This window comes from Flavobacterium sp. NRK F7, from assembly GCF_024054195.1.
GTDB lineage: Bacteria > Bacteroidota > Bacteroidia > Flavobacteriales > Flavobacteriaceae > Flavobacterium.
The window spans coordinates 2,941,970-2,963,609 of the sequence record NZ_JAMXLB010000001.1; the positions used below are offsets into that span (position 1 = coordinate 2,941,970).

The 21,640-nt window shown below is 29.8% G+C and carries 20 protein-coding genes; 15 read left to right on the forward strand and 5 right to left on the reverse strand.

Annotation, left to right across the window (positions count from 1 at the left end; genetic code table 11):
* Window positions 1-151: 151 nt before the first annotated feature.
* Complete coding sequence (locus NHF47_RS13295; RefSeq protein WP_308219269.1) at window positions 152-2,914, reverse strand: triple tyrosine motif-containing protein; 2,763 nt, start codon at window positions 2,912-2,914, stop codon at window positions 152-154.
* Window positions 2,915-3,064: 150 nt separating this feature from the next.
* Window positions 3,065-4,306: a T9SS type A sorting domain-containing protein gene (locus NHF47_RS13300; protein ID WP_252765387.1), complete on the reverse strand. Its 1,242-nt coding sequence runs from the start codon at window positions 4,304-4,306 to the stop codon at window positions 3,065-3,067.
* Window positions 4,307-4,662: 356 nt separating this feature from the next.
* Here NHF47_RS13300 and uvrA point away from each other — a divergent pair, with 356 nt between their 5' ends.
* From uvrA to NHF47_RS13320, 4 genes are all read left to right on the forward strand, one after another.
* On the forward strand, window positions 4,663-7,461 hold the full coding sequence (uvrA, locus tag NHF47_RS13305; protein WP_252765388.1) for an excinuclease ABC subunit UvrA: 2,799 nt from the start codon (window positions 4,663-4,665) through the stop codon (window positions 7,459-7,461).
* Between the two features lie 48 nt (window positions 7,462-7,509).
* On the forward strand, window positions 7,510-8,106 hold the full coding sequence (locus NHF47_RS13310) for a hypothetical protein (RefSeq protein ID WP_252765389.1): 597 nt from the start codon (window positions 7,510-7,512) through the stop codon (window positions 8,104-8,106).
* Window positions 8,103-8,576, forward strand: coding sequence for a 23S rRNA (pseudouridine(1915)-N(3))-methyltransferase RlmH (gene rlmH / locus NHF47_RS13315; protein WP_252765390.1), 474 nt, complete (start codon window positions 8,103-8,105; stop codon window positions 8,574-8,576). The genes NHF47_RS13310 and rlmH overlap by 4 nt, the downstream gene beginning before the upstream one ends.
* Before the next feature lie 152 nt (window positions 8,577-8,728).
* On the forward strand, window positions 8,729-9,229 hold the full coding sequence (locus NHF47_RS13320) for a hypothetical protein (RefSeq protein ID WP_252765391.1): 501 nt from the start codon (window positions 8,729-8,731) through the stop codon (window positions 9,227-9,229).
* 72 nt (window positions 9,230-9,301) lie between these two features.
* Here the strand turns inward: NHF47_RS13320 and NHF47_RS13325 are convergent, their stop codons facing one another.
* On the reverse strand, window positions 9,302-10,036 hold the full coding sequence (locus NHF47_RS13325) for a biopolymer transporter ExbD (RefSeq protein ID WP_252765392.1): 735 nt from the start codon (window positions 10,034-10,036) through the stop codon (window positions 9,302-9,304).
* A gap of 11 nt (window positions 10,037-10,047) precedes the next feature.
* Window positions 10,048-10,878, reverse strand: a complete 831-nt coding sequence (gene folP / locus NHF47_RS13330; RefSeq protein ID WP_252765393.1) for a dihydropteroate synthase — start codon at window positions 10,876-10,878, stop codon at window positions 10,048-10,050.
* 125 nt (window positions 10,879-11,003) lie between these two features.
* Here folP and NHF47_RS13335 point away from each other — a divergent pair, with 125 nt between their 5' ends.
* The 11 genes from NHF47_RS13335 to NHF47_RS13385 all read left to right on the forward strand — a co-directional run bounded on the left by NHF47_RS13335 (window position 11,004) and on the right by NHF47_RS13385 (window position 19,865).
* On the forward strand, window positions 11,004-11,546 hold the full coding sequence (locus NHF47_RS13335) for a DUF1599 domain-containing protein (protein WP_252765394.1): 543 nt from the start codon (window positions 11,004-11,006) through the stop codon (window positions 11,544-11,546).
* Window positions 11,547-11,621: 75 nt separating this feature from the next.
* Window positions 11,622-12,731, forward strand: coding sequence for a BT_3928 family protein (locus NHF47_RS13340; RefSeq protein WP_252765395.1), 1,110 nt, complete (start codon window positions 11,622-11,624; stop codon window positions 12,729-12,731).
* Window positions 12,731-13,129, forward strand: coding sequence for a hypothetical protein (locus tag NHF47_RS13345; protein WP_252765396.1), 399 nt, complete (start codon window positions 12,731-12,733; stop codon window positions 13,127-13,129). Before NHF47_RS13340 ends, NHF47_RS13345 begins: the two co-directional genes overlap by 1 nt.
* A 107-nt stretch (window positions 13,130-13,236) precedes the next feature.
* Window positions 13,237-13,737 (forward strand): TlpA family protein disulfide reductase, encoded by a 501-nt coding sequence (locus NHF47_RS13350; protein WP_252765397.1) that lies wholly within the window; start codon window positions 13,237-13,239, stop codon window positions 13,735-13,737.
* Window positions 13,738-13,774: 37 nt separating this feature from the next.
* Window positions 13,775-14,524 (forward strand): triose-phosphate isomerase, encoded by a 750-nt coding sequence (gene tpiA / locus NHF47_RS13355; protein ID WP_252765398.1) that lies wholly within the window; start codon window positions 13,775-13,777, stop codon window positions 14,522-14,524.
* Between the two features lie 128 nt (window positions 14,525-14,652).
* The gene (locus tag NHF47_RS13360) at window positions 14,653-15,732 is read left to right on the forward strand and encodes a serine hydrolase (RefSeq protein WP_252765399.1); all 1,080 of its coding nucleotides are present in this window, start codon (window positions 14,653-14,655) and stop codon (window positions 15,730-15,732) included.
* 66 nt (window positions 15,733-15,798) lie between these two features.
* Window positions 15,799-16,590 carry a hypothetical protein gene (locus NHF47_RS13365; RefSeq protein WP_252765400.1) on the forward strand — a complete coding sequence of 264 codons (792 nt, stop codon included), beginning with the start codon at window positions 15,799-15,801 and terminating at the stop codon, window positions 16,588-16,590.
* A gap of 11 nt (window positions 16,591-16,601) precedes the next feature.
* Window positions 16,602-17,681 (forward strand): YARHG domain-containing protein, encoded by a 1,080-nt coding sequence (locus NHF47_RS13370; RefSeq protein ID WP_252765401.1) that lies wholly within the window; start codon window positions 16,602-16,604, stop codon window positions 17,679-17,681.
* Between the two features lie 15 nt (window positions 17,682-17,696).
* The gene (locus NHF47_RS13375) at window positions 17,697-18,389 is read left to right on the forward strand and encodes a M50 family metallopeptidase (RefSeq protein WP_252765402.1); all 693 of its coding nucleotides are present in this window, start codon (window positions 17,697-17,699) and stop codon (window positions 18,387-18,389) included.
* Window positions 18,390-18,502: 113 nt separating this feature from the next.
* Complete coding sequence (locus NHF47_RS13380) at window positions 18,503-19,279, forward strand: hypothetical protein (protein ID WP_252765403.1); 777 nt, start codon at window positions 18,503-18,505, stop codon at window positions 19,277-19,279.
* 343 nt (window positions 19,280-19,622) lie between these two features.
* Window positions 19,623-19,865 (forward strand): hypothetical protein, encoded by a 243-nt coding sequence (locus NHF47_RS13385; protein WP_252765404.1) that lies wholly within the window; start codon window positions 19,623-19,625, stop codon window positions 19,863-19,865.
* 224 nt (window positions 19,866-20,089) lie between these two features.
* Here the strand turns inward: NHF47_RS13385 and NHF47_RS13390 are convergent, their stop codons facing one another.
* Entirely contained in the window at window positions 20,090-21,625 is a 1,536-nt protein-coding gene (locus tag NHF47_RS13390; RefSeq protein WP_252765405.1) for a YifB family Mg chelatase-like AAA ATPase, read from the reverse strand.
* Between the last annotated feature and the right edge of the window lie 15 nt (window positions 21,626-21,640).

Below are 21,640 nucleotides of genomic sequence, written 5' to 3' on the forward strand. Positions count from 1 at the left end.
ATACATTGTAAAAAAAATATATTTTAATTATGTTATTGATAAAAAATCGTCCTATTTTTAAGCAATACTCAATCTTAAAAAAAACTTAAAATTAACAACGAAAACGTTGATGTTGTGGTCTTGTATAGGTAAAATTTATAATGTATAGGTATTAGAAAGATAAGATGTACTCTACTAATCCTTGCTCATGATCTAAATTCATCTTTTTGCGCAAACGATACCTTTTAATTTCCACACTTCTCACTGAAATATTTAGTAAAGGAGCTATTTCTTTTGATGATAAATTCAATCTTAAATAAGCGCAAAGTCTTAAATCATTAGGAGTTAGAGTTGGATGATCTTGTTTTACCTTTTTAAGAAAATCATTATCTGCATTATCGAAAGCTTCCTTGAAAATATTCCAAGAATCTTCTTTATTTATATTTTTTGTAATGGTAGTAATTACCGATTTGACACTTTTATTTGTAATTTCTGGTGCATTTTTTAAATCTTCCTTAATTAAAGCCAATAATTCATCTTTTTTAATTAAGCTCATCGTTGAAACTGCCAATTCTCTGTTTTTACTATCTACATCTTGCGCCAATTGCTCATTTTTAATTTTCATTAATTGTTGGGCATTTTCGAGCTCCTTTATTTCTAACAATAAATTATTTTCTTCAATTAATTTTTGCTCTTTTTGAATATAATACTTTTTATACCTTTTATGAATATAAATAGCAATTACAACTAAAATGAAAACATAAATCATTAACGCTACATTTGTAAAATACCAAGGTTTTAAAATAGTGAAACGATACGTTACTATATCATCGGGTTTAGAATTAGCAATTTTTGCTCTCACTTTAAAAGTATAATCACCAGGTGATAAGTTTTTAAAATTGGAACTTGTTTTAGAAGACCATTCACTCCACTCTTCTTGAAAACCCTCTAATAAAAATTGGTATTCCGCATTGATGTATTTATTATATTCTGGAACCGAATAATTAAAAATGATATTATTTTCATTGTATTTAAAAAGTCCGTTTTCCACAATAGAGCAACTAATCAATTTTTCATTAAGTTTATTAATGGCAATATTTGTTATTTTTAATTTATACTCTTTAAAAGTCAGATCATTTAAGTTAATCGTATAATAACCATCTGTTGTCCCAATTAAATAGGTGGAATTGTATAATTGTGTAATATTTTCATAACCTAGCATCGAATTTGTTAAAGAAGCTGGAATAGGGATCACATTTTCTTTCAATTGATTGCTTAATTTACTAAGAGAAAAATAGTGGATGTAATTCTTGGTAAACAACCATAATTTATTAGATGGATCTACAATAAGCTTTCCAGATGTATATTCGTCTTTTTCGAAAACAGCACTTAAAATTGAATCTTTTTCAAACTGCTTATTTTTAGGATTTAATTTAAAAACACCTTCCTTGTAAGCATAGTATATATTACTATTATATTGTATTAAACAAGAGTTTTTACCTTTAGAAGGAGAAGGATAGGTATAAAAAGAAGTAGCTTTAGTGAAACTAGGATCCAATTGCAGTCGAAATACACCCTTGTACTCATGACTAATATAGACTTCCTGAGATTTGGTTAACTCAAAATGCTTTGATGAATAATCAAAACCTTTAATTTTATGACTAAAAACCCATTGATTATTCACTTTTTTTAAAATAGTCAAACCAATATAATTTCCTTGAAGTAACAAATCGGATCTATTGGGTATTTTTTCAATTTTCCAAGTTCCAGAACCTGCATATAAAAGATTCGCTTTCGTATCATCTATCAAAAAAGTACCCACATTATGCGCACAAAATAAATCATCCTTCTCTGCAAATAAAGACCAAACCTGTCCTTTAGTTCCTTGAACAAATTGAAAAGAGTCCTCGTCTTTTAATTTCTTAACAAACAATCCTTGATTGGTTCCCACATATAACTTATCCTTATGAACTATTGAAGCATAAACTGTTCCTAAAATTCCAGTATCATCAGAAAAGCTTTTTATAGGTGACTGCAAATTAATACAATTGATACCATTATCAAGTCCTATCCACAAATTCTTATCTACATCTTCAAAAAGAGATAAGGCAGTATTATTACTTAACCCTTTATTTTGCGTTAAATGATATTTAATCTTCCCATTACTATCTAATATAAAAACCCCATTTGAAACCGTTCCAACAGCAAAACTTCCATCAGACAATAACAAACTACTATACACATTACTAGATGCAATTTCAGAATCAGCATCAGTAACAAACTTATTTAATCTTCCTTCTTTTAATTTGAAAAAACCTGAAAATTCAGTTTGAACTAACAATTCTTCATTTATAAAAAATAAGTTTACAATCTTACTATTTAAAAAAATAGGATCATTTGAAATAAGTTTGCTTTTACCTTTTTCAATTTCGAATAATCCTTTATTGATAACATGAAAATAAATCGCATTATTGACTACGAATGCTTTTAGTATAGCATCAGTTTCAGAAATAATATTAAATACCTCATTTTTAGTATCATATATATAGATTCTATTAAAGGATTGAAAAATAATCCATTGTTCATAATGAAGAATGTTCCAAAATTGTTCATCATCTATCAATTTTTCTTTTACTTTAGAGCTTAATGAGGTATAAAACAATTCGTTATTTGGATTTCTAGACCAAAAACCAAATTCCATGTAGGCACCAGTAAAAATTTTATCATCAATTGCATTAACAGAACGGATAATTGTCTCATTAGGAGACGGATACAAAATCCAATTGGCGCCATTAAATTCTAACAATCCTTCATTATTAGCAAAAAAAACAGAATGCATTTTGTCTTGGGTAATCATCCAATTTTGATTCCCTGCTGAGTAAGCATTTTGAGGATACTTTACTATAGGAGGTAATTCTTGTGAAAAACTATTCAAAAAGCAAAAAAATATAAAAAGAAAAACTTTTGATCTCAAAATAAATATATTTTAATCGATTAAAACATTTAAAATTAATGTATGACATTATAAAAATATAAAAAAAGGTATGCACAGCACACCTTTTTCGTATTTAAAATAATAAAGTGATTAACTTTTTATAAAAATCTTTGTTATTACATTGTTATCGGATTGTAAAGTAACAAAATACTGTCCCTTTTGCAACCCCTCAACATTAATAGAAAATTGATTATCATTTACTGTGTTTACCAATATTTCTTGACCTAATTGATTAAGTAGCTTAACTTGATTAATTTTTGTGTTAGTTTTAAAACTTAAAGAAGTAGTAGCTGGATTAGGATACATCTGTACTGTTTTTGTATCAAAATTTTCAATATCCAAAGCTGCCGATGTGAAATAAATATTATCAAAGTAAACTGTACCTGGAGTAGCAGCTAACACATCAAACTTATACTGAAACCAAGTTGCTGGATTAAATCCTAAATTAGTAAAATAAGACATGGGTATAGTAACACTTTTCCATGTATTTAAAACGATGGCTTCCTGTTCTGGCAAACGATATACATATTCCATAACGGGACTATTTGAAATCAAATACAATCCAAAAGTAGTTGCATCACTTGTCCAATAATCAAAATGAACAAACTGAGCACTCGTTACATTTGTTTCCGTATATCCTGCTCCAAAACCTGCAACAGCAAAATTAATTTTTAATGCATTGTTTACACCCGACCCAGAATCTAAGTCAACATCTGAAGCGGTTCCAAAAGAATATTGATACGTATTTGGATACGATTCACTATACATACTTACCACTGTGGAAGGATCTGCTGTAGGAACAGGTGCAGGGCCAGAAGGTGTTGGTAATGGTGGTGGCGGAGCTACATTTGTTCCTCCTGCAAAATCATCAATCCAGTACGTATCTGTTTCATAATTATTAAAATCAGTAAAAAGAACCACTTTTGAATAATTTCCTAAACCACTTCCAAAATTTAATGTTATGTTTTGCCATGCAGTACCGGAAGTTGTAAATGGTAATTCTACAGTAGCGGGGCCACCTACACCCCCTTCAAATTTCAGCAAATGATTTCCTGTTGTTGTACCTGCAGCAGGTTTAATCCTAAAAGTAATGGTATTATTTGCGTCATCTGCTAAATTTAAATTTTGAGCTAAATCTAATTGAGCCGTATCATATAATTGTCCACCTCCTACAACTTGTGCAACCATATTCCCTGAATCATCAACTAAAGTTACATTACAACCATCATAGCCAGTCATCAAATCCAAAGGATCTGAAAAGTCAAGTGGAAAAGATTGGGAAAACCCAGTCGAAATTCCTAATAAGGTAATTAAAAGAGTAATTTTTTTCATATTATACAATTAAAATGGTTAAAAAATAAGAATATATAAATTTATAAACTAAAAAGCTATAAATAACAAAATAACTGTTATACTAACTATACAATATAATCTTTTGAAACAAAGCATTAAAAAAAACACTAAAAGCCTTTAAAACAAAAGATTTGGCTACATTTGAAAAATAGAATTACAACATTTTTAACCCAATTACAACGCTTTCGTATAGGTTATGTATAGGTGAATATTGGATACTACAAACAGATTAAAACCTATAAAAGTTAAAAAAAATCCATAAATTAAAATGAAATGCTAATGCATATGGAACTTATTTTTAGATTAATTATCTTTGCATTCCTTTAGATTTTATTATGGTAAAAACAGATTTTTCAAAATTAGAGCCTAAAAAAAATATCCTTATTAAAGGAGCTCAATTGCATAATCTCAAAAATATAGATGTCGCTATTCCTAGAAACAAACTTGTAGTCATAACTGGATTGTCTGGATCAGGAAAATCTAGCTTGGCTTTTGATACCCTCTACGCAGAAGGTCAAAGGCGCTATGTTGAAAGTTTGTCTTCTTACGCTAGACAATTTTTAGGTCGTTTAGACAAACCTAAAGTAGAATATATTAAAGGAATTGCTCCAGCTATTGCCATTGAACAAAAAGTTAATACTACCAATGCACGTTCTACTGTTGGTACTTCTACTGAAATATACGATTATTTAAAACTTTTATATGCTCGAATTGGTAAAACCTACTCTCCCATTTCAGGAAAAGAAGTAAAAAAAGATACGGTTACAGACGTCATCGAAGAAATAAAGACGTTTGAATTAAATTCAAAATGGTTGCTTTTAGCTCCTATTCATTTGGAAAAAGGAAGAGCATTAGAAGACAAATTAAAAGTACTACTTCAACAAGGTTTTGCTCGTATTTTGGTGAATAATGAAATGATTCGTTTGGATGACTTCTCGACTTCGCTCGAAGTGACCTCAGATAATGAAATATTTTTGATTATTGATCGTATTATTGTAAAAGAGGAAGAAGAATTCTACAATCGATTAGCTGATGCCGTTCAAACTGCTTTTTATGAAGGTAAAGGTGAGTGTTATTTACAAGAAGTAGATACTCAAAAAAGACTACATTATAGTTCCAATTTTGAATTGGATGGGATTACTTTTTTAGAACCTAATGTCCATTTGTTTAGTTTTAACAACCCATATGGAGCTTGTCCTAAATGTGAAGGTTACGGAAACATTATTGGTATTGATGAAGATTTAGTAATTCCCAATACTGCATTGTCAGTCTATGAAAATGCTATCTTTCCATGGAGAGGAGACAGTATGAGTTGGTACCGCGATCAATTGGTTAACAATGCCTATAAATTTGATTTCCCCATTCATAAATCTTTCTTTGAGTTGACTAAAGAGCAAAAGCAACTTATTTGGGACGGAAATAAATACTTTACCGGATTACATGATTTCTTCACCGAATTAGAAGAAAAAAATTATAAAATTCAAAATCGGGTTTTATTATCTCGTTATAGAGGCAAAACCAAGTGTACACTGTGTAAAGGGAAAAGACTACGACCTGAAGCGAATAATATTAAGATTGCCAATCATACCATTACCGAATTGGTCGATTTACCAATTGTGAATCTAATTGAATTTTTCAAAAAATTAGAGCTTAATGAGTACGATGCTAAAGTAGCAAAACGATTACTTATTGAAATTAATAATCGTTTAGGGTTTCTAGCGAATGTGGGATTAAGTTATTTGACATTAAATCGAAATTCAGCTTCTCTTTCGGGAGGAGAATCACAACGTATTAATTTGGCTACCTCTTTAGGAAGTAGTTTGGTGGGCTCTATGTATATTTTAGATGAGCCAAGTATTGGTTTACATCCAAAAGATACCGAACGTTTAATAGAAGTATTGAAAGACCTTCGTGATTTAGGCAATACTGTAATTGTAGTGGAACACGATGAAGACATCATGAAAGCAGCCGATATGATTATCGATATTGGTCCAGAAGCAGGTACTTTTGGTGGTGAATTAGTGGCACAAGGCACGTATGAAGAAATCTTACAATCCGAATCGTTAACAGCTAAATATCTAAATGGAAAAGAACAAATTGCTGTACCTCAAAAAAGAAGAAAGTTTAAAAATCATATCGATATTATTGGGGCTCGTGAAAACAACCTAAAAAACCAGAATTTTACTTTTCCTTTAGATTGTCTTACGGTTATTACAGGAGTTTCTGGTAGTGGAAAAAGTACGTTAGTTAAGAAAATTTTATTTCCAGCTATTCAAAAGAAATTAGAAGGCGTAAGTGAAAAACCAGGGCAATTCACAGAATTAGGTGGCAGTTTTGCAAACATTAAGCATATTGAATATGTAGATCAAAACCCAATTGGTCGTAGTTCTCGTTCCAACCCTGTGACTTATATTAAAGCCTATGATGATATTCGAGATTTGTTCTCCAAACAAAATTTATCCAAACTAAGAGGGTATCAAGCTAAACATTTTTCATTTAACGTTGATGGAGGGCGTTGTGAAACCTGTAAAGGAGATGGCGAAGTAACCATTGAAATGCAATTCATGGCAGATGTGCACTTAGAATGTGAAACTTGTAATGGAAAACGATTTAAAAAAGAGATTTTAGAAGTTACTTTTGAAGGCAAAAATATCGATGACATTTTAACCATGACTATTGATGATGCGGTAGCTTTCTTTGATCTTCATAAACAAACTAAAATCACTCAAAAATTACAACCTTTACAGGATGTTGGTTTAGGCTATGTGCAATTAGGACAATCTTCATCTACCTTGTCTGGTGGTGAAGCACAACGTATCAAACTGGCTTCCTTTTTAGTCAAAGGAACGATTAAAGACAAAGCTTTATTTGTTTTTGACGAACCAACAACAGGTTTACATTTTCATGATATTAAAAAATTATTACAATCCTTTGAAGCCTTAATTGAAAAAGGACATTCCATTATTGTAATTGAACATAATTTGGATTTGATAAAATGTGCCGATTACATTATTGACATTGGTCCGGAAGGTGGGGAAAACGGTGGTGAATTAATTGCTTTTGGCACACCAGAAGAAGTAGCAAAAAATAAGAATTCAGTGACTGGGAAGTATTTGAAAGAAAAGTTAGAATAGTAATAATCATTACATCAAGAATTACGTTTAATATGAAAAAACTCTAAAATGAAAAAAAATGCAATTATAGTTTTTTCAATTTCTCTTTTATTGCTAGTAAATACTTCTTATTTCTGGGTAAAACTTCCTGTATTATTTGACGCATTAATAAGTTTTTTATTATTTCTAAGTTTTTTAATTCTAATCGTATTATTCATAAAACAATTAAAAAAAGGATTTAATGAAAAATTTCAATTTAAAAAGAGGAATATTAATATAGTGGTTTCTTTATTTGTTTTAGTAATTATATATTTATTCCCATTTGGATGTATCAATTTTGAAAAAATTATTTATGGTGATGACATTCTTTATATTCAATACGAAGGTGTTGCAAATGGGACCACAAATTTAAAATTCAAAAATGATAATGTATTTATTGAAAAATCGATTTTTTTTGGAATAGATTACAATCAAGGAAAATACAAAATTAAAAAGGATACCATTTTTTTAGAATTTGATAAAAAATCAAATTTTAATAGAAAAAATGCTTATTGTACTTTTGATAAATTAAATAATAACTATACATTTTATTATTATAATGGTAAATTTGAAAGACCTTTACCAATGAAAGTTATAAATGGTAACTATTCAAAATTAAACCAATGAACATCAAATTACTAACTATAGGAAAAACGGATAATAAAAACTTACAAGCCTTAATGGATGAGTATACCAAGCGTTTAGGTTTTTATATAAAATTTGATTTAGAAATTATTCCCGATATAAAAAACGTAAAGAATTTAAGCGAAGCCCAACAAAAAGAAAAAGAAGGCGAATTGATTCTTTCCAAAATTACTGCAACCGATCATTTGATTCTTTTAGACGAAAAGGGAAAGACATTTTCAAGTGTTGGTTTTTCTGAGTTTTTACAAAAGAAAATGAATGCAGGTATTAAAACTCTAGCATTTGTGATTGGCGGTCCGTATGGTTTTAGTGATACTGTTTACAAACAAGCCGTAGGAAAAGTTTCCTTATCAGAAATGACCTTTTCGCATCAAATGGTACGTTTGTTTATAATCGAACAGATTTATAGAGGCTTTACTATTTTAAGAAACGAACCTTATCACCATCAATAAAAATCAGAAAAGTGCTCTTTTTAATAACTTATATTTTATTTCTTACAAATACATACTAATTCTTCATTTCGATTAATTTTTTTTTGCCAGTATGATTTTTTAACATATATTTAGCAAAAATAAATAACACTTAACCCAAACTGATAAAAGTTATGAAAAAAGTCATTATTGCCCTTGCATTAATCTCAAATTGTATTGCATTTGCCCAAATTAAAGTGATTGAAACCACTCCTGTAGTAAGATTAGGATCTATCGGCCAAAATGATATGTTCATTCAACATGAAGGTGAAGAATATACATTCTTCTATAAAAATGTCGAAAAAGAAGAAGAAACAAATACGCGTTCTTTCTCTTTTAAAGATTTAGATAATGATTTCGCAAAGTTGCAAGAAATTATTGTTTCTGGTTTTAATGCAGATCCATTATTAGACATTAAATTAGAATTACCAAACCAATTTGTATGGTTACACTATTCTAAAAACTTAGATCGTACTTTTGTACAATTCATGAGTAAAAATAAAAACAATGAAGTTACGGGAGTTTCTAAAGCGTTTACTTTAAGTCAAATCGATAAATTATTTGAGAAAAAAGCAACAAATGGAAACAGTAAAGGAAAGAAAAAAGGAGACGATGTAATGTCGGAATTCAAATAAAAAAAGAACATTTGTAAAATAATAAAAGGTATCTATTTTGATACCTTTTTTATTTATATACAAAAATGAATTTTACAATTTACAACCGCATTCAGGTAATTGCGCTTCATCATAAATAAATTCATAGGAAGACAATTGAATTTTATCAGATGTTAATTGCCAAGCCATCACTTTATTTTGAATATATTCCCCATAAGTAAGCCTTTTATCAAAATTTAAATGAATAATGGTTGTTTTTCCAGCACTCATAAAATCAGCAAAATCTTTAATAAAAGCAATAAACTCTTCACGCTCCACTTCATTTCCATCTACTGTAATTTGGTTATCCTTATTAAAATTTACCGTTAAATTAAAGTAATCCAAATACAAATCGCCATGATCTTTGATATAAAATTTTGAAAAATCTTTATCGTATTTAAATTGAACATCTGTAAAAGGCAAAAAGGCCAAATTCTTGGTAATACTATCCGAATACGAAAACACATTTATGGCATCTTGATTGGTATGACTAGCTCTTTTTTTCATGGATTGTAACACTCTCACCTCTGGAATCACCAAGTCTAAAGACAATCGTTTATCAATGTTAAAAATCCAATTGGTCGTACTAATGCTGTTTTTAGCATTAACTAAAGCAATGGTATCCGTTTTCTTTGCTTCATAAAAGAGATAAATAGGAGAATGATCTGTAATCGTTTCCATAACAGACACATTGGTTTGTGGAAGCAAAACATCTTCTTTTTTACAAGAAAATAAAAGAGCAGTTACTATTAGTATCAAAACACTCTTCAAGGCTTGGTTTATTTTCATTAGTTCAATAATTAGGTTATTTTTTTTAATTCTTCTAAAATAGTAATACACTCTACCGCTTCTTTTACATCATGAACTCTTAAAATAGAAGCTCCTTTTTGTAAACCAATCGTATTCAAAACCGTAGTCCCATTTAAAGCATGTTCTGGAGTAGTTTCCAATAACTTATACAACATCGATTTTCTGGAAACACCAATTAATATAGGTAAATTTAAATGTAAAAAGTAATCCAAATGCTGCATTAATTGATAATTATGTTCCAATGTTTTAGCAAAACCAAAACCAGGATCGATTAGTACATCATTAATTCCATAACTTCGAGCAATAGCTATTCGTTCAGAAAAATAACACATCATTTCTTTAAAAATATCTTCATAAAATGCCAAAGACTGCATGGTTTCTGGCGTTCCTTTCATATGCATCATAATATACGGAACTTGCAATTTAGCAACAGTAGGTAACATGTTGTGGTCTAAAAATCCAGCAGCAATATCATTAATTATACTGGCTCCATGTAAAACGGCTGCTTCTGCAACAACACTTCTAAAAGTATCTACAGAAACTAAGATTTCAGGAAAACGATTTACAATTAAATCAATTATTGGTAACAAACGATTGATTTCCTCTTCTTCAGACACAAAAGCAGCTCCAGGTTTACTCGAGTAAGCTCCAATATCAATAAAAGTGGCACCTTCCTTGAGCATCTTTTCTACTTGTTGTAAAATAGCTTGGTCATTTTTATACTTGCCTCCATCATAAAATGAATCGGGTGTTGTGTTCAAAATTCCCATGACTTTCGGGCGACTTAAATCGATTAGTTTTCCTCTACAATTGATAGTCATAAAAGCGTTTCCTCTTTATTATTAATAAATCGAAGATTAAAATAAAAAATCTTTATCTCGAATACTTCAATCGTAATACTATATTCTTTATTTTTGAAAAAATTTCATACAAATATACCGAATAAATGAAGAATACTTCACAACAATATGATGCCATAATTACAATTTGTCGCGATTTGTTTACCAAAAAAACAAAAGATTATGGAACCGCTTGGAGAATTTTACGTTTGCCTTCTTTAACTGATCAAATTTTTATTAAAGCACAACGCATTAGAGGACTACAAGAAAATGAAGTACGAAAAATTGATGAAGATGAAACCTCAGAATTTATTGGAATCATTAATTATTGTATAATGGCTTTAATCCAAATTGATAAAGGTATTGCTACCCAACCCGATTTAAACTATGAGGAAGCGGTACAATTATATGATACTAAAATTGCACTTACTAAAAAATTAATGGAAGATAAAAACCATGATTACGGTGAAGCATGGAGAGACATGCGTGTAAGCAGTTTGACCGATTTGATTTTGCAAAAACTTTTACGCGTAAAACAAATTGAAGATAATAAAGGAAAAACCTTAGTCTCTGAAGGTATAGATGCCAATTACCAAGATATGATTAATTATTCTGTTTTTGCATTGATTCATTTAGGAAAAGCAGTATAATCCTTTAACAACTGATTAACATCTTATTTAGAAGTAAAACGTCTTGAAAAAAGTAACTTTGAAAAAACTACATTCATGAGAAATATAATTACACAAATAGCCCGAATTTTAGTAGGTATATTATTTATAATTTCAGGTTTAATTAAATTAAATGATCCTCTTGGGTTTTCCTATAAATTAGAAGAATATTTTAATGCAAATGTATTAAACATGGAATTTTTAATTCCAATGGCATTAATTATTGCTTGTTTTGTGGTCATTTTTGAAATTGTTTTAGGAGTAATGTTGCTCATTGGCTTTAAAACAAAATTTACAGTTTGGAGTCTTTTAGGAATGATTGTATTCTTTACATTTCTTACCTTCTACTCTTGGTATTTTGATAAAGTAAAAGATTGTGGCTGTTTTGGAGATGCCTTAAAATTAACTCCATTTGAATCTTTTATTAAAGATTTAATTTTAACAGCACTAATTTTAATTTTGTTCTTCAATCAAAAATACATCAAACCATTATATGGTAAATCGGCTTTAAATCTAACGGTTTTTGCAGCCTATTCCTTATGTTTACTAATGGCATATTATGTATTACAACATCTTCCAATTATCGATTTTAGAGCGTATAAAGTGGGTAATAATATTCAAAAAGGGATGGAAATTCCAGAAGGAGCTCCAAAAAGTGAATATGAAATGGTCTTTATTTATAAAATAAATGGTGTAGAAACTGAAATTTCATATGCTGATGTAATGGCTAATAAAGTTCCTGAAAATGCAGAATTTGTGGACCGAAAAGACAAAATTATAGTAGAAGGATATATACCTCCAATTCATGATTTCAGTATCGAAAAAGACGGTACTAATTATGTAGAAACCATTTTAGAAGAGCCTAAAGTGGTCTTGCTAATTACCTATGATTTGAATAAATCGAAAGAAAAAGGAATGAAAAAATTAGAAGAATTGAACCAGAAAGCTAAAGAGAAAGGGTATGAAGTAATTGGTTTAACGGCTTCTGATGCAAACTTAAGAGAAGCATTCCAAAAACAATTTAACCTGACATTTGACTATTATTTTTGTGACCCAACAACACTTAAAACCATTGTAAGAGCTAATCCTGGAATCGTTGTATTAGAAAAAGGAACCATTGTTCAAAAAGTACATTTTAATGATATAGATACAATAATTTTAAAATAATGAAAGTTGTTAAGATTTTACTTTTTGTCTTTTGTATTACTTTTATTAACTGTCAATCTATTGTAGGTTGTCTTTTAAAAATTGAAGCAAAAATAGTAGATAGGAATTTAAACAATGGAATTGTAGGACAACTCTATGAAGATTATGTAGAAGTCACCATTGTAAATGCTTCTGATGAATATTACTATATCAAAGAGTTTACTATTGAAGGAAACTTACCTCCTGGAATTACTGCAACTCCAGATGGCAGAAAATTATACCTTGATGGTAGACCTACTTTAGCGGGAACCTATGATTTTAATGTTACCCTCATACTGACCGATTATAATGATGAAAATAGTAGTGATAGAATTTGTGGCAATACAGTAAGTAAATCTTTTCAAATAACTATTTATTAATACTATCAAGAAAGTTAGAAGACAAACAAAAGGAATGTTTTTTACTTTTAATTAACAAATATAAAATTCAGAAACCTTATTTTTGAATTATAAAAATGAATTTAAAAATGAAAAAAATAATCGCTTTATTAAGTTTTGCTCTGTTCATCACCTCATGTTCAAATGCACAAGATACCGAATTCAAACAAGATGCTTTAGACAATGTCATGATTTCAACCAAAAATGAAAACATTACATTTAAAGAAATTTTAAATCAATATAAAGGACAAACGGTTTTAATAGATGTTTGGGCTTCATGGTGTCCAGATTGTATTAAAGGTATGCCAAAGGTTAAAACCTTACAAAAAGATTTTCCAAATGTAACTTACTTATTTATTTCAATGGATAAAAACTACGAAGCCTGGTTAAAAGGTATTGAAAAATATGAAGTTAAAGGAGAACATTTCCTTACAACTGATGGAATGAAAGGCGTTTTTGGATCTTCAATTAAATTAGATTGGATTCCAAGATATATGATTGTGAACAAAGAAGGTAAAATCGCTTTATTCAAAGCTATTGAAGCAGATGATGAAAAGTTAATAGCTACTTTAAAAGAACAAGTAAAATAATTTTTACTTTATAAATTACAAACGAAAACTACAAACAATGAGAAAAAATATTGTAGCAGGAAATTGGAAAATGCATAAAACGCATACCGAAACCTTAGCTTTATTAGAGGAGATACTAGCCAAAAAACAAGATACTACCGCTGAAATTATTGTAGCACCTACATTTGTTAATCTAAAAGCAGCACAAGACAAAGTTGCTGGAAAAGGAATTACAGTGGCTGCTCAAAACATGCATCAAGCGGAAGGTGGAGCTTACACAGGTGAAATTGCTGCCAATATGCTAACTGATATTAATGTAAAAACAGTCATTTTAGGCCACAGTGAAAGACGTGCTTATTTTCATGAATCGGATGCACTGCTAGCCAATAAAGTAGACACCGCTTTAAAGCATGAAATGCGCGTAATATTTTGTTTTGGTGAAGAATTGAAAGACCGACAAGCAGACAATCATTTCAATATTGTAGAATATCAATTAAGAGATGGTTTATTCCATCTTGAAAAGAAAAATTGGGCAAACATCGTTTTAGCCTATGAGCCTGTTTGGGCGATTGGTACAGGAGAAACAGCTTCTCCAGAACAAGCTCAAGAAATGCATGCTTTTATTAGAAACTTAGTTGCAAAAGTATATGGTAATGAAATTGCTGATACTCTTACTATTCTATATGGCGGTAGCGTTAAACCCGATAATGCGAAAGAAATCTTCTCAAAACCTGACGTAGATGGAGGATTAATTGGCGGAGCGTCTTTAAAAGCAGACGATTTCTTAGCAATTGTTAATGGTTTTTAGATCCATTTTCTATAGATAAATAACCCCTTATTATAAAAACATAATAAGGGGTTCTCTTTTTATTCCAATTTAAATAAAAAAAAGTAACAAAATCTAACTTGTAAAGTCTTATAAAAAAACCTAGCATTATGAGATTTTCAAAACTACTTATTATTCTATTTTTCTCATTCAGTAAGTTTTCCTCCTATTGTCAAAATGATTCTTTTGTTGGTTACGCCGTATCAAAAGTGAATCAAGATAGTATTATAAGTTGTACTACTTTTGGTTATGCTAATGAAGAAAATAAAATAGCTTATGCAAAAAACACAATCCAACCCATTGGATCTGTTAGCAAAACTTTTATTGGTCTTGCCTTGATTATTGCTCAAGAAAAAGGAATTATTGATTTGGATACTAATATTAATGACTATCTTGATTTTGAAATTAGTAATCCAAACATAAAAGAGGCCAATACGATTACCTTAAGACATTTGGCAACACATACTTCAGGAATTATAGATGATGAAATAATCTATGAATCTTCCTATACTTTTGATGTAGTTCCTAAAAATAATTTACACGATTTTTTTTATAAAAATTTAGCGTTGGCATCCAAATCCAAAAAGAAACTCTTTAGCAAATACAAAGCTGGAGAAAATTATTCTTATAGTAATGTTGGAGCAGCTTTAGCGGCCTACGTACTTGAAAAAGCAAGCGGAAAACCCTTTAATAAATTTACACAAGAATACATTTACACTCCTTTACAAATGAAGAATACGGGTTGGTTTTTTGACGAAATCGATGCTACAAAACTAGCCCTATTATATGACGAAAATAAAACACCTTTAGCAAAATACTCTTGTGACACCTATCCTGATGGAAGCCTAAAAACTACCATAACAGATTTATCACTATATCTAATCGAACTCATTAAAGGCTATAATGGAAATTCTAATCTAATTAGTAAAAATGGCTGGTCCACTTTTTTTTCAAAGCAATTTTCAGAAAACCATTGGCAACCACAAAATAGTAATCCCAAAGAACCCAATTCTGGGATTTTTATTTTCTATTTTCCTTCTGGAGAAATCGGACATACAGGTTCCGATTTAGGAGCTTCAAGTGTGCTCAAGTTTAATCCTAAGACAAATACAGGGCAAATTTTTATGGCCAATGAAGATCTAACAAAAAATAATGTGGCTACTTTCAAAACCATTTGGAAAAAAGAATAAAATAAATAAGATTGACTTTTTGTTTACCTAAAAAGATTATGCTATTTTTAGGGTAAACATATACACATGAAAAAAATAATTCTATTTATTACCGCATTGTATTTAGGAATCGCTTGTCAATCCAAAAAAGAAAAAGAAACTCCAACCTTAGTAAAAGACACCCTTACTTCAACTTTTTCACAATCAGAAGAAATGGGTATTTCTGAAACATTCTGGAAAGGATATATTAATAAATCGATTCCTATTTACTTACATTACCAAATAGAAAATGACATTATTGTAGGTGAAATAATTTATTTAAATACCCAAGAAAAACAACCTATAAAAATTATTGGCAGTTTTGAAGAGGATCAGTTTCGTTTACTAGAATTTGAATCATCTGGGAACATCTCAGGAATTATTACAGGTACTGTTACGGGCGAAAATCATTTCGTTGGTGATTGGTTTTCACCCAAAACAAGAAAGAATTTTACTTTAGATTTAACAGAAAAAGATACTACCGTAATTGCACCAAGTATTGTTGCCAATGAAAATAAACTATTTGGCAAATACCATTATGGATTTAGCGATGCTGGTCCCCAAGGGTATTTTACAATTGAAAAATTAAATGACAATCAAGCTATATTTGAAATTGAAAGTGTAACTAGTGATCCTGCACGAAATTTAGCTACTGTGGATAAAGATACGATTACCCTAGATGGAACAAATTTCACTTACACAATTCCAGACTCAGATAATTGTTCATTTAATGTACAGTTTTATAAGGATTTTGCAACTATTATGTATACAAATGGCTATTGTTCAGGTCAATTTGGTCATAATGCAACAATTGAGGGAACTTTTTTAAAAATAGAATAAATTTCGCATAGATGAAAAACTTATATTGTATACTACTCTTATTTTTGACTTATATATCATATGCAAATGATGGTGTATATCTCACACATGGTGGTGTAATCTATCCTACAAAAGAAACAAAAATAGCATTAGAAAAAGAAATTTTATCTTTTAAGGTTTCCCCTGAAGGTGTTGCAAGTGTTACCATTCAATTTACTTTTAACAATCCTGAAAATATAAGTCGAAAATTATTAATTGGCTTTCAAGCACCAACATCAGTTGGGGATGTCTCAAATGAGATGAAGAATAGAAATCAAATTTCTAATTTCATAATTCTTCAAAATGAAAAAATTCTTCCGTATGAAATCAAAAAAGCAGAATGTGAAAATTGTGAATTAAAAAATGTAAATGAAATAGATTTTGTTGAAACAGAAGTTGGAGTTTTTGTTTATCTCTTTGAAATTACATTTAAACCTGGCATGAATGAAATTCAGCATAGTTATGAGTTTCCTTACAGTAGTAATGTTGCGATTAATGAATTCTACAATTATATTTTAACAACTGGATCGAAATGGGCTGGAGGAAAAATAAAAGATTTGACAATTACTATTGACATGGGGAAAAATAGTTATTTTTATGTCAATGATATTTTTGATAAAAATACAGAATGGTCCATTATTGGAACAGGGAAAGTAACACAAGATAAATTCGATTACATTGATAATGATTTTTGCAAAATGATCCGTATTTTAAATGGTTATTTACAAATTAAGTGTTACCAATTTGAACCTAAAAAAAACATCGAATTTGGAATTGTTAATAAATTATCCTTCATAACCTATCCTATTCATCATGAAAAAATTAAAGAAGGGAAAATAGTTTCACTAGGAAAAATGCAACTTGACGGAAATTATTCTAAAAATGAATTACGTCTTATGAGAAATACAATTTATGCACAATATGGTTATGTTTTTAACGCTCCCGACTTAAAAGAATACTTTTCTCAATTTGGATGGTATATTCCTAATCCAAATCTTAAAATGGAAGATATACAATTGGAACAATTTGAAAAAGACTTTATTGAGAAAATAATTAGTAAAGAAAATCAGTAATTTAAATTAATCAACATGAATTTCAAAAGCAGAAGCCATACAATTCTTTATTTAATTGGGATGCTATTAATTGCTTTTGTTTTTTGGAATACTTTACTTATCTACCCTATCAAACTTTTTGTGGTCATGCTTCATGAAATGAGTCACGGACTAATGGCTGTACTTTTTGGTGGAAAAATTCTTCAAATCCAAATTGATTCTCAAATTGGAGGTTATTGTGAATATCAAATACAAGCTGGCTTTTGGGGACAATTCATGACGGCTAGTGCTGGTTATTTAGGGAGTTTAATTGGTGGTATAATAATTTTATTAGCCGCAATTAAATCTGTAAAAGATAAATACATTACTTTAATTATAGGCCTTATTTTACTACTGCTTTCTTATTTTGTATTGCAATCGGGTGAATTATTTGGTACCGCAATTACTTTAGGGTTTGGACTTTTCATGATGCTAGCTTTTAAATATTGCCGACCTCTTTTTCATGATTTATTTTTAAAATTTATAGGCATTACTTCTTGTGTATATGTTATTATTGATATTAAAGAAGATGTACTTTTCCCTTTAACGAACCAAGTTAGTGACGCCCATCAAATTGCTAACCTAACAGGCATTCCAAGTAGAATTGTAGGCATAATTTGGATCCTAATTGCATTATTACTTTTGTTTTATGCTTTTCAATATATTTATAGAAACCAAAAAAAAGGATAAAATTTTATACTAAAAATAGATGAATGTAATTTAAAAATTCATTTAAAAATTGAATTACTTTTGCTTTTTAAAATAACCATTTAAACCAATAACATACCTATTATTTACTCCATATGAAAATCACACTCTTAAACGAAAATCAAAATTCAAAGGAAGGATTATTTCCAAATTATCTTATTGAAGACTTTCAATCAATAAAGGAATTACTTGAAATTTATTATAACTTCAGAAAAGAGTATGAAAATCAAACAATTATTTTCACTTTAGATGATTTAAATCAAGCAGAATATACCAGTATGCATGCTACCATGTTTCATGATTTAGACGAAACTGAAGGACATGATTTATCAAAAGTTGACCCTAAAGCATTTGAAAATGGAGAACATATTGGACATCTTACCACTCCTTCTGAATTTTTCATTCGTAAAATAAATTTTGAAAAAAAATCCAAAACAACTGAATTTGTTGATGCATGTGATAAAGGTCTTTTTTTAGAGAAATCTGAACTAGAATTATTAGAAAAAATAAATAAAGACCCATTAGTATTTTTAGACAAGAAGATTCTTTTAAAAATAATTCCTGTTCAAGAATCCTATTATGCTCTTTCTGGTTTTCCAAATGGCTATTTTTCCTCAGATTTAGATCCCTTTGAAAATTATGCAGTTGCCAAACATTTAAAAGACAATTATGAATATGATTTAATGGGTATTGGAGCATCTTTACTAGGCTTCATTAGAACACATCCATTAACTGAATCGGAAAAGGAAAATTTAGTCAACGATTTACTTCTTCTCTACGAAGTTGAGGAATCACTACTTGATTATTTCAAAAAAACAATCTCACTTCAATCCAATTATTTATTTTTAAAATACACAGAATTTATAGAATAGATTTATTTTCATTAATTTACAAGATATTCTTTTTAATAAAAAAGTATTTACTTGTTTTTCAACAGTTTAAATTATGAGCGAAAATCATTTTTACAGTATTTATTTAACAATTGTTTAATTAAAAAACTAACTAATTTAATAAAAAAACAACTTTATTTTTAAATTAAAAAAAATTGATTAAAAATCCCCAAATCGCCTACAATCATTGGTTTTATAACATTTTAACAACCTTATTTTAACATAATACTACTATTTTTTTATGACAAAAATACATTTTATCGGATTTTTTATTGCTTTTGTCGATTTTTTTATTACTTTAGCAACATAAACTAAAACTCTGATTATGAATATACTACTACAAGGCTTTCACTTCGCCAAAGAAGTTAAGTGCAAAGTGTTTGGTCATAAATTAGTGACTACCAAGAATGTAACCGAATACATTAAAGAATACCAATGCAAATGCTGCGGTTTAGAATTAACAAACAACTATAAAGGCGTAAAAAGTATTCTAACTCCAGAATTAAAAGACGTCAATGTTACTGTAATGGATTTTTGCCACAGAAGACACCAACGTCAAACCGCTTAAACAAAACACAAATTACCCAATTCGGTAATTATACAACCCTTTTTCTGCGCTTTAAAAAATAGTAAAGTCGCAAATACAAAGTTGCGCTCTTTAAAGCGATTCTAAAAATTACTGTTATTAACCCAAAAAGTAATTTTAAACACTTTTAAATTTTATTTAAAATAACAAATTGCGTCCCTAATTATTAGTGAATGCAAAATGGCTATTGTCTTTTTTGAAATAAATTACCCTAACCAACCTTCTCGATCTAAACTCCTATATTGAATGGCTTCTGCTATATGTTGGGATTGTATCCTTTCTGACCCTTCTAAATCCGCAATAGTTCGAGCCACTTTTAAAATACGATCGTAAGCTCTTGCAGATAAATTCAATCGTTCCATAGCTGTTTTTAACAATTGCAACGACACCTCATCTAAAATACAATACATCCGAATCAATTTACTACTCAATTGCGCATTATAATGTATATGCGTATACTCTTGAAAGCGTTCTGTTTGAATCGTTCTCGCTCGCGTGACTCTTGCTCTAATTTCTGAACTGCTTTCAGCTTTTCTTGTATCAGATAATTTTTCAAATGGAACGGGAGTTACTTCAATATGAATATCAATTCGATCTAATAAAGGACCCGAAATTTTACTCAAATAACGTTGCATTTCTACTGGATTTGTTGCTACTGGAGCATCAGGATCATTAAAATAACCACCCGGACTTGGATTCATACTGGCTACTAACATAAAGGAAGACGGATACGTAATGGTAAATTTAGCTCTCGAAATAGTGACTTCTCTATCTTCTAAAGGTTGTCGCATTACTTCTAAAACTTCCCGTTTAAATTCGGGTAATTCATCTAAAAACAATACGCCATTATGTGCTAAAGAAATTTCACCAGGTTGCGGATAACTACCACCTCCTACTAAAGAAACCGGACTGGCACTATGATGAGGCGAACGAAAAGGCCTTTGGGTTAACAAACCTGTTTCTTTTACTTTTCCTGCTACCGAATGAATTTTTGTCGTTTCCAAAGCTTCTTGCATACTCATAGGTGGCAAAATACTAGGCAATCGTTTCGCAAGCATCGTTTTTCCTGAACCAGGTGGACCAATTAAAATAATATTATGCCCACCAGCCGCCGCAATTTCCATACATCTTTTAATGCTTTCTTGCCCTTTAACATCTGAAAAATCAAATTCGGGGAAAGCTAAAGTTTTATGAAATTCTTCCTGACAATCAATTACAGTAGGTAACAAACCTTCTTTTCCATCGAAAAAATCAATCACTTGTACTACATTTTCCACACCATACACTGCTATTCCATCTACAACCGCCGCTTCTTTTACATTTTGTATGGGTAAAATAACACCTTTAAACCCTTCTTCTTTGGCCTTAATCGCAATAGACAAAGCCCCTTTTATAGGTTGTAAACTACCATCAAGTGAGAGTTCTCCCATAATGATATAATCAGTAATTAAATCTGTTTTTATTTGTCCAGAAGCAGCTAAAATACCTACAGTTAAGGTTAAATCATAGGCAGAGCCTTCCTTACGCAAATCGGCAGGTGCCATATTAATGGTAATCTTTTTTCCAGGTAAGGAGTAATTGTTGTTTTTTAGAGCTGCAGCTATGCGGTAACTACTTTCTTTTATCGCAGAATCAGGTAATCCTACCAAGTGGTAGCCTATTCCTTTATCAATATTTACCTCAACGGTAATTGTGGTAGCTTCGACACCGAAAACGGCACTACCGAATACTTTTACTAACATGGCGTATACTTTTAA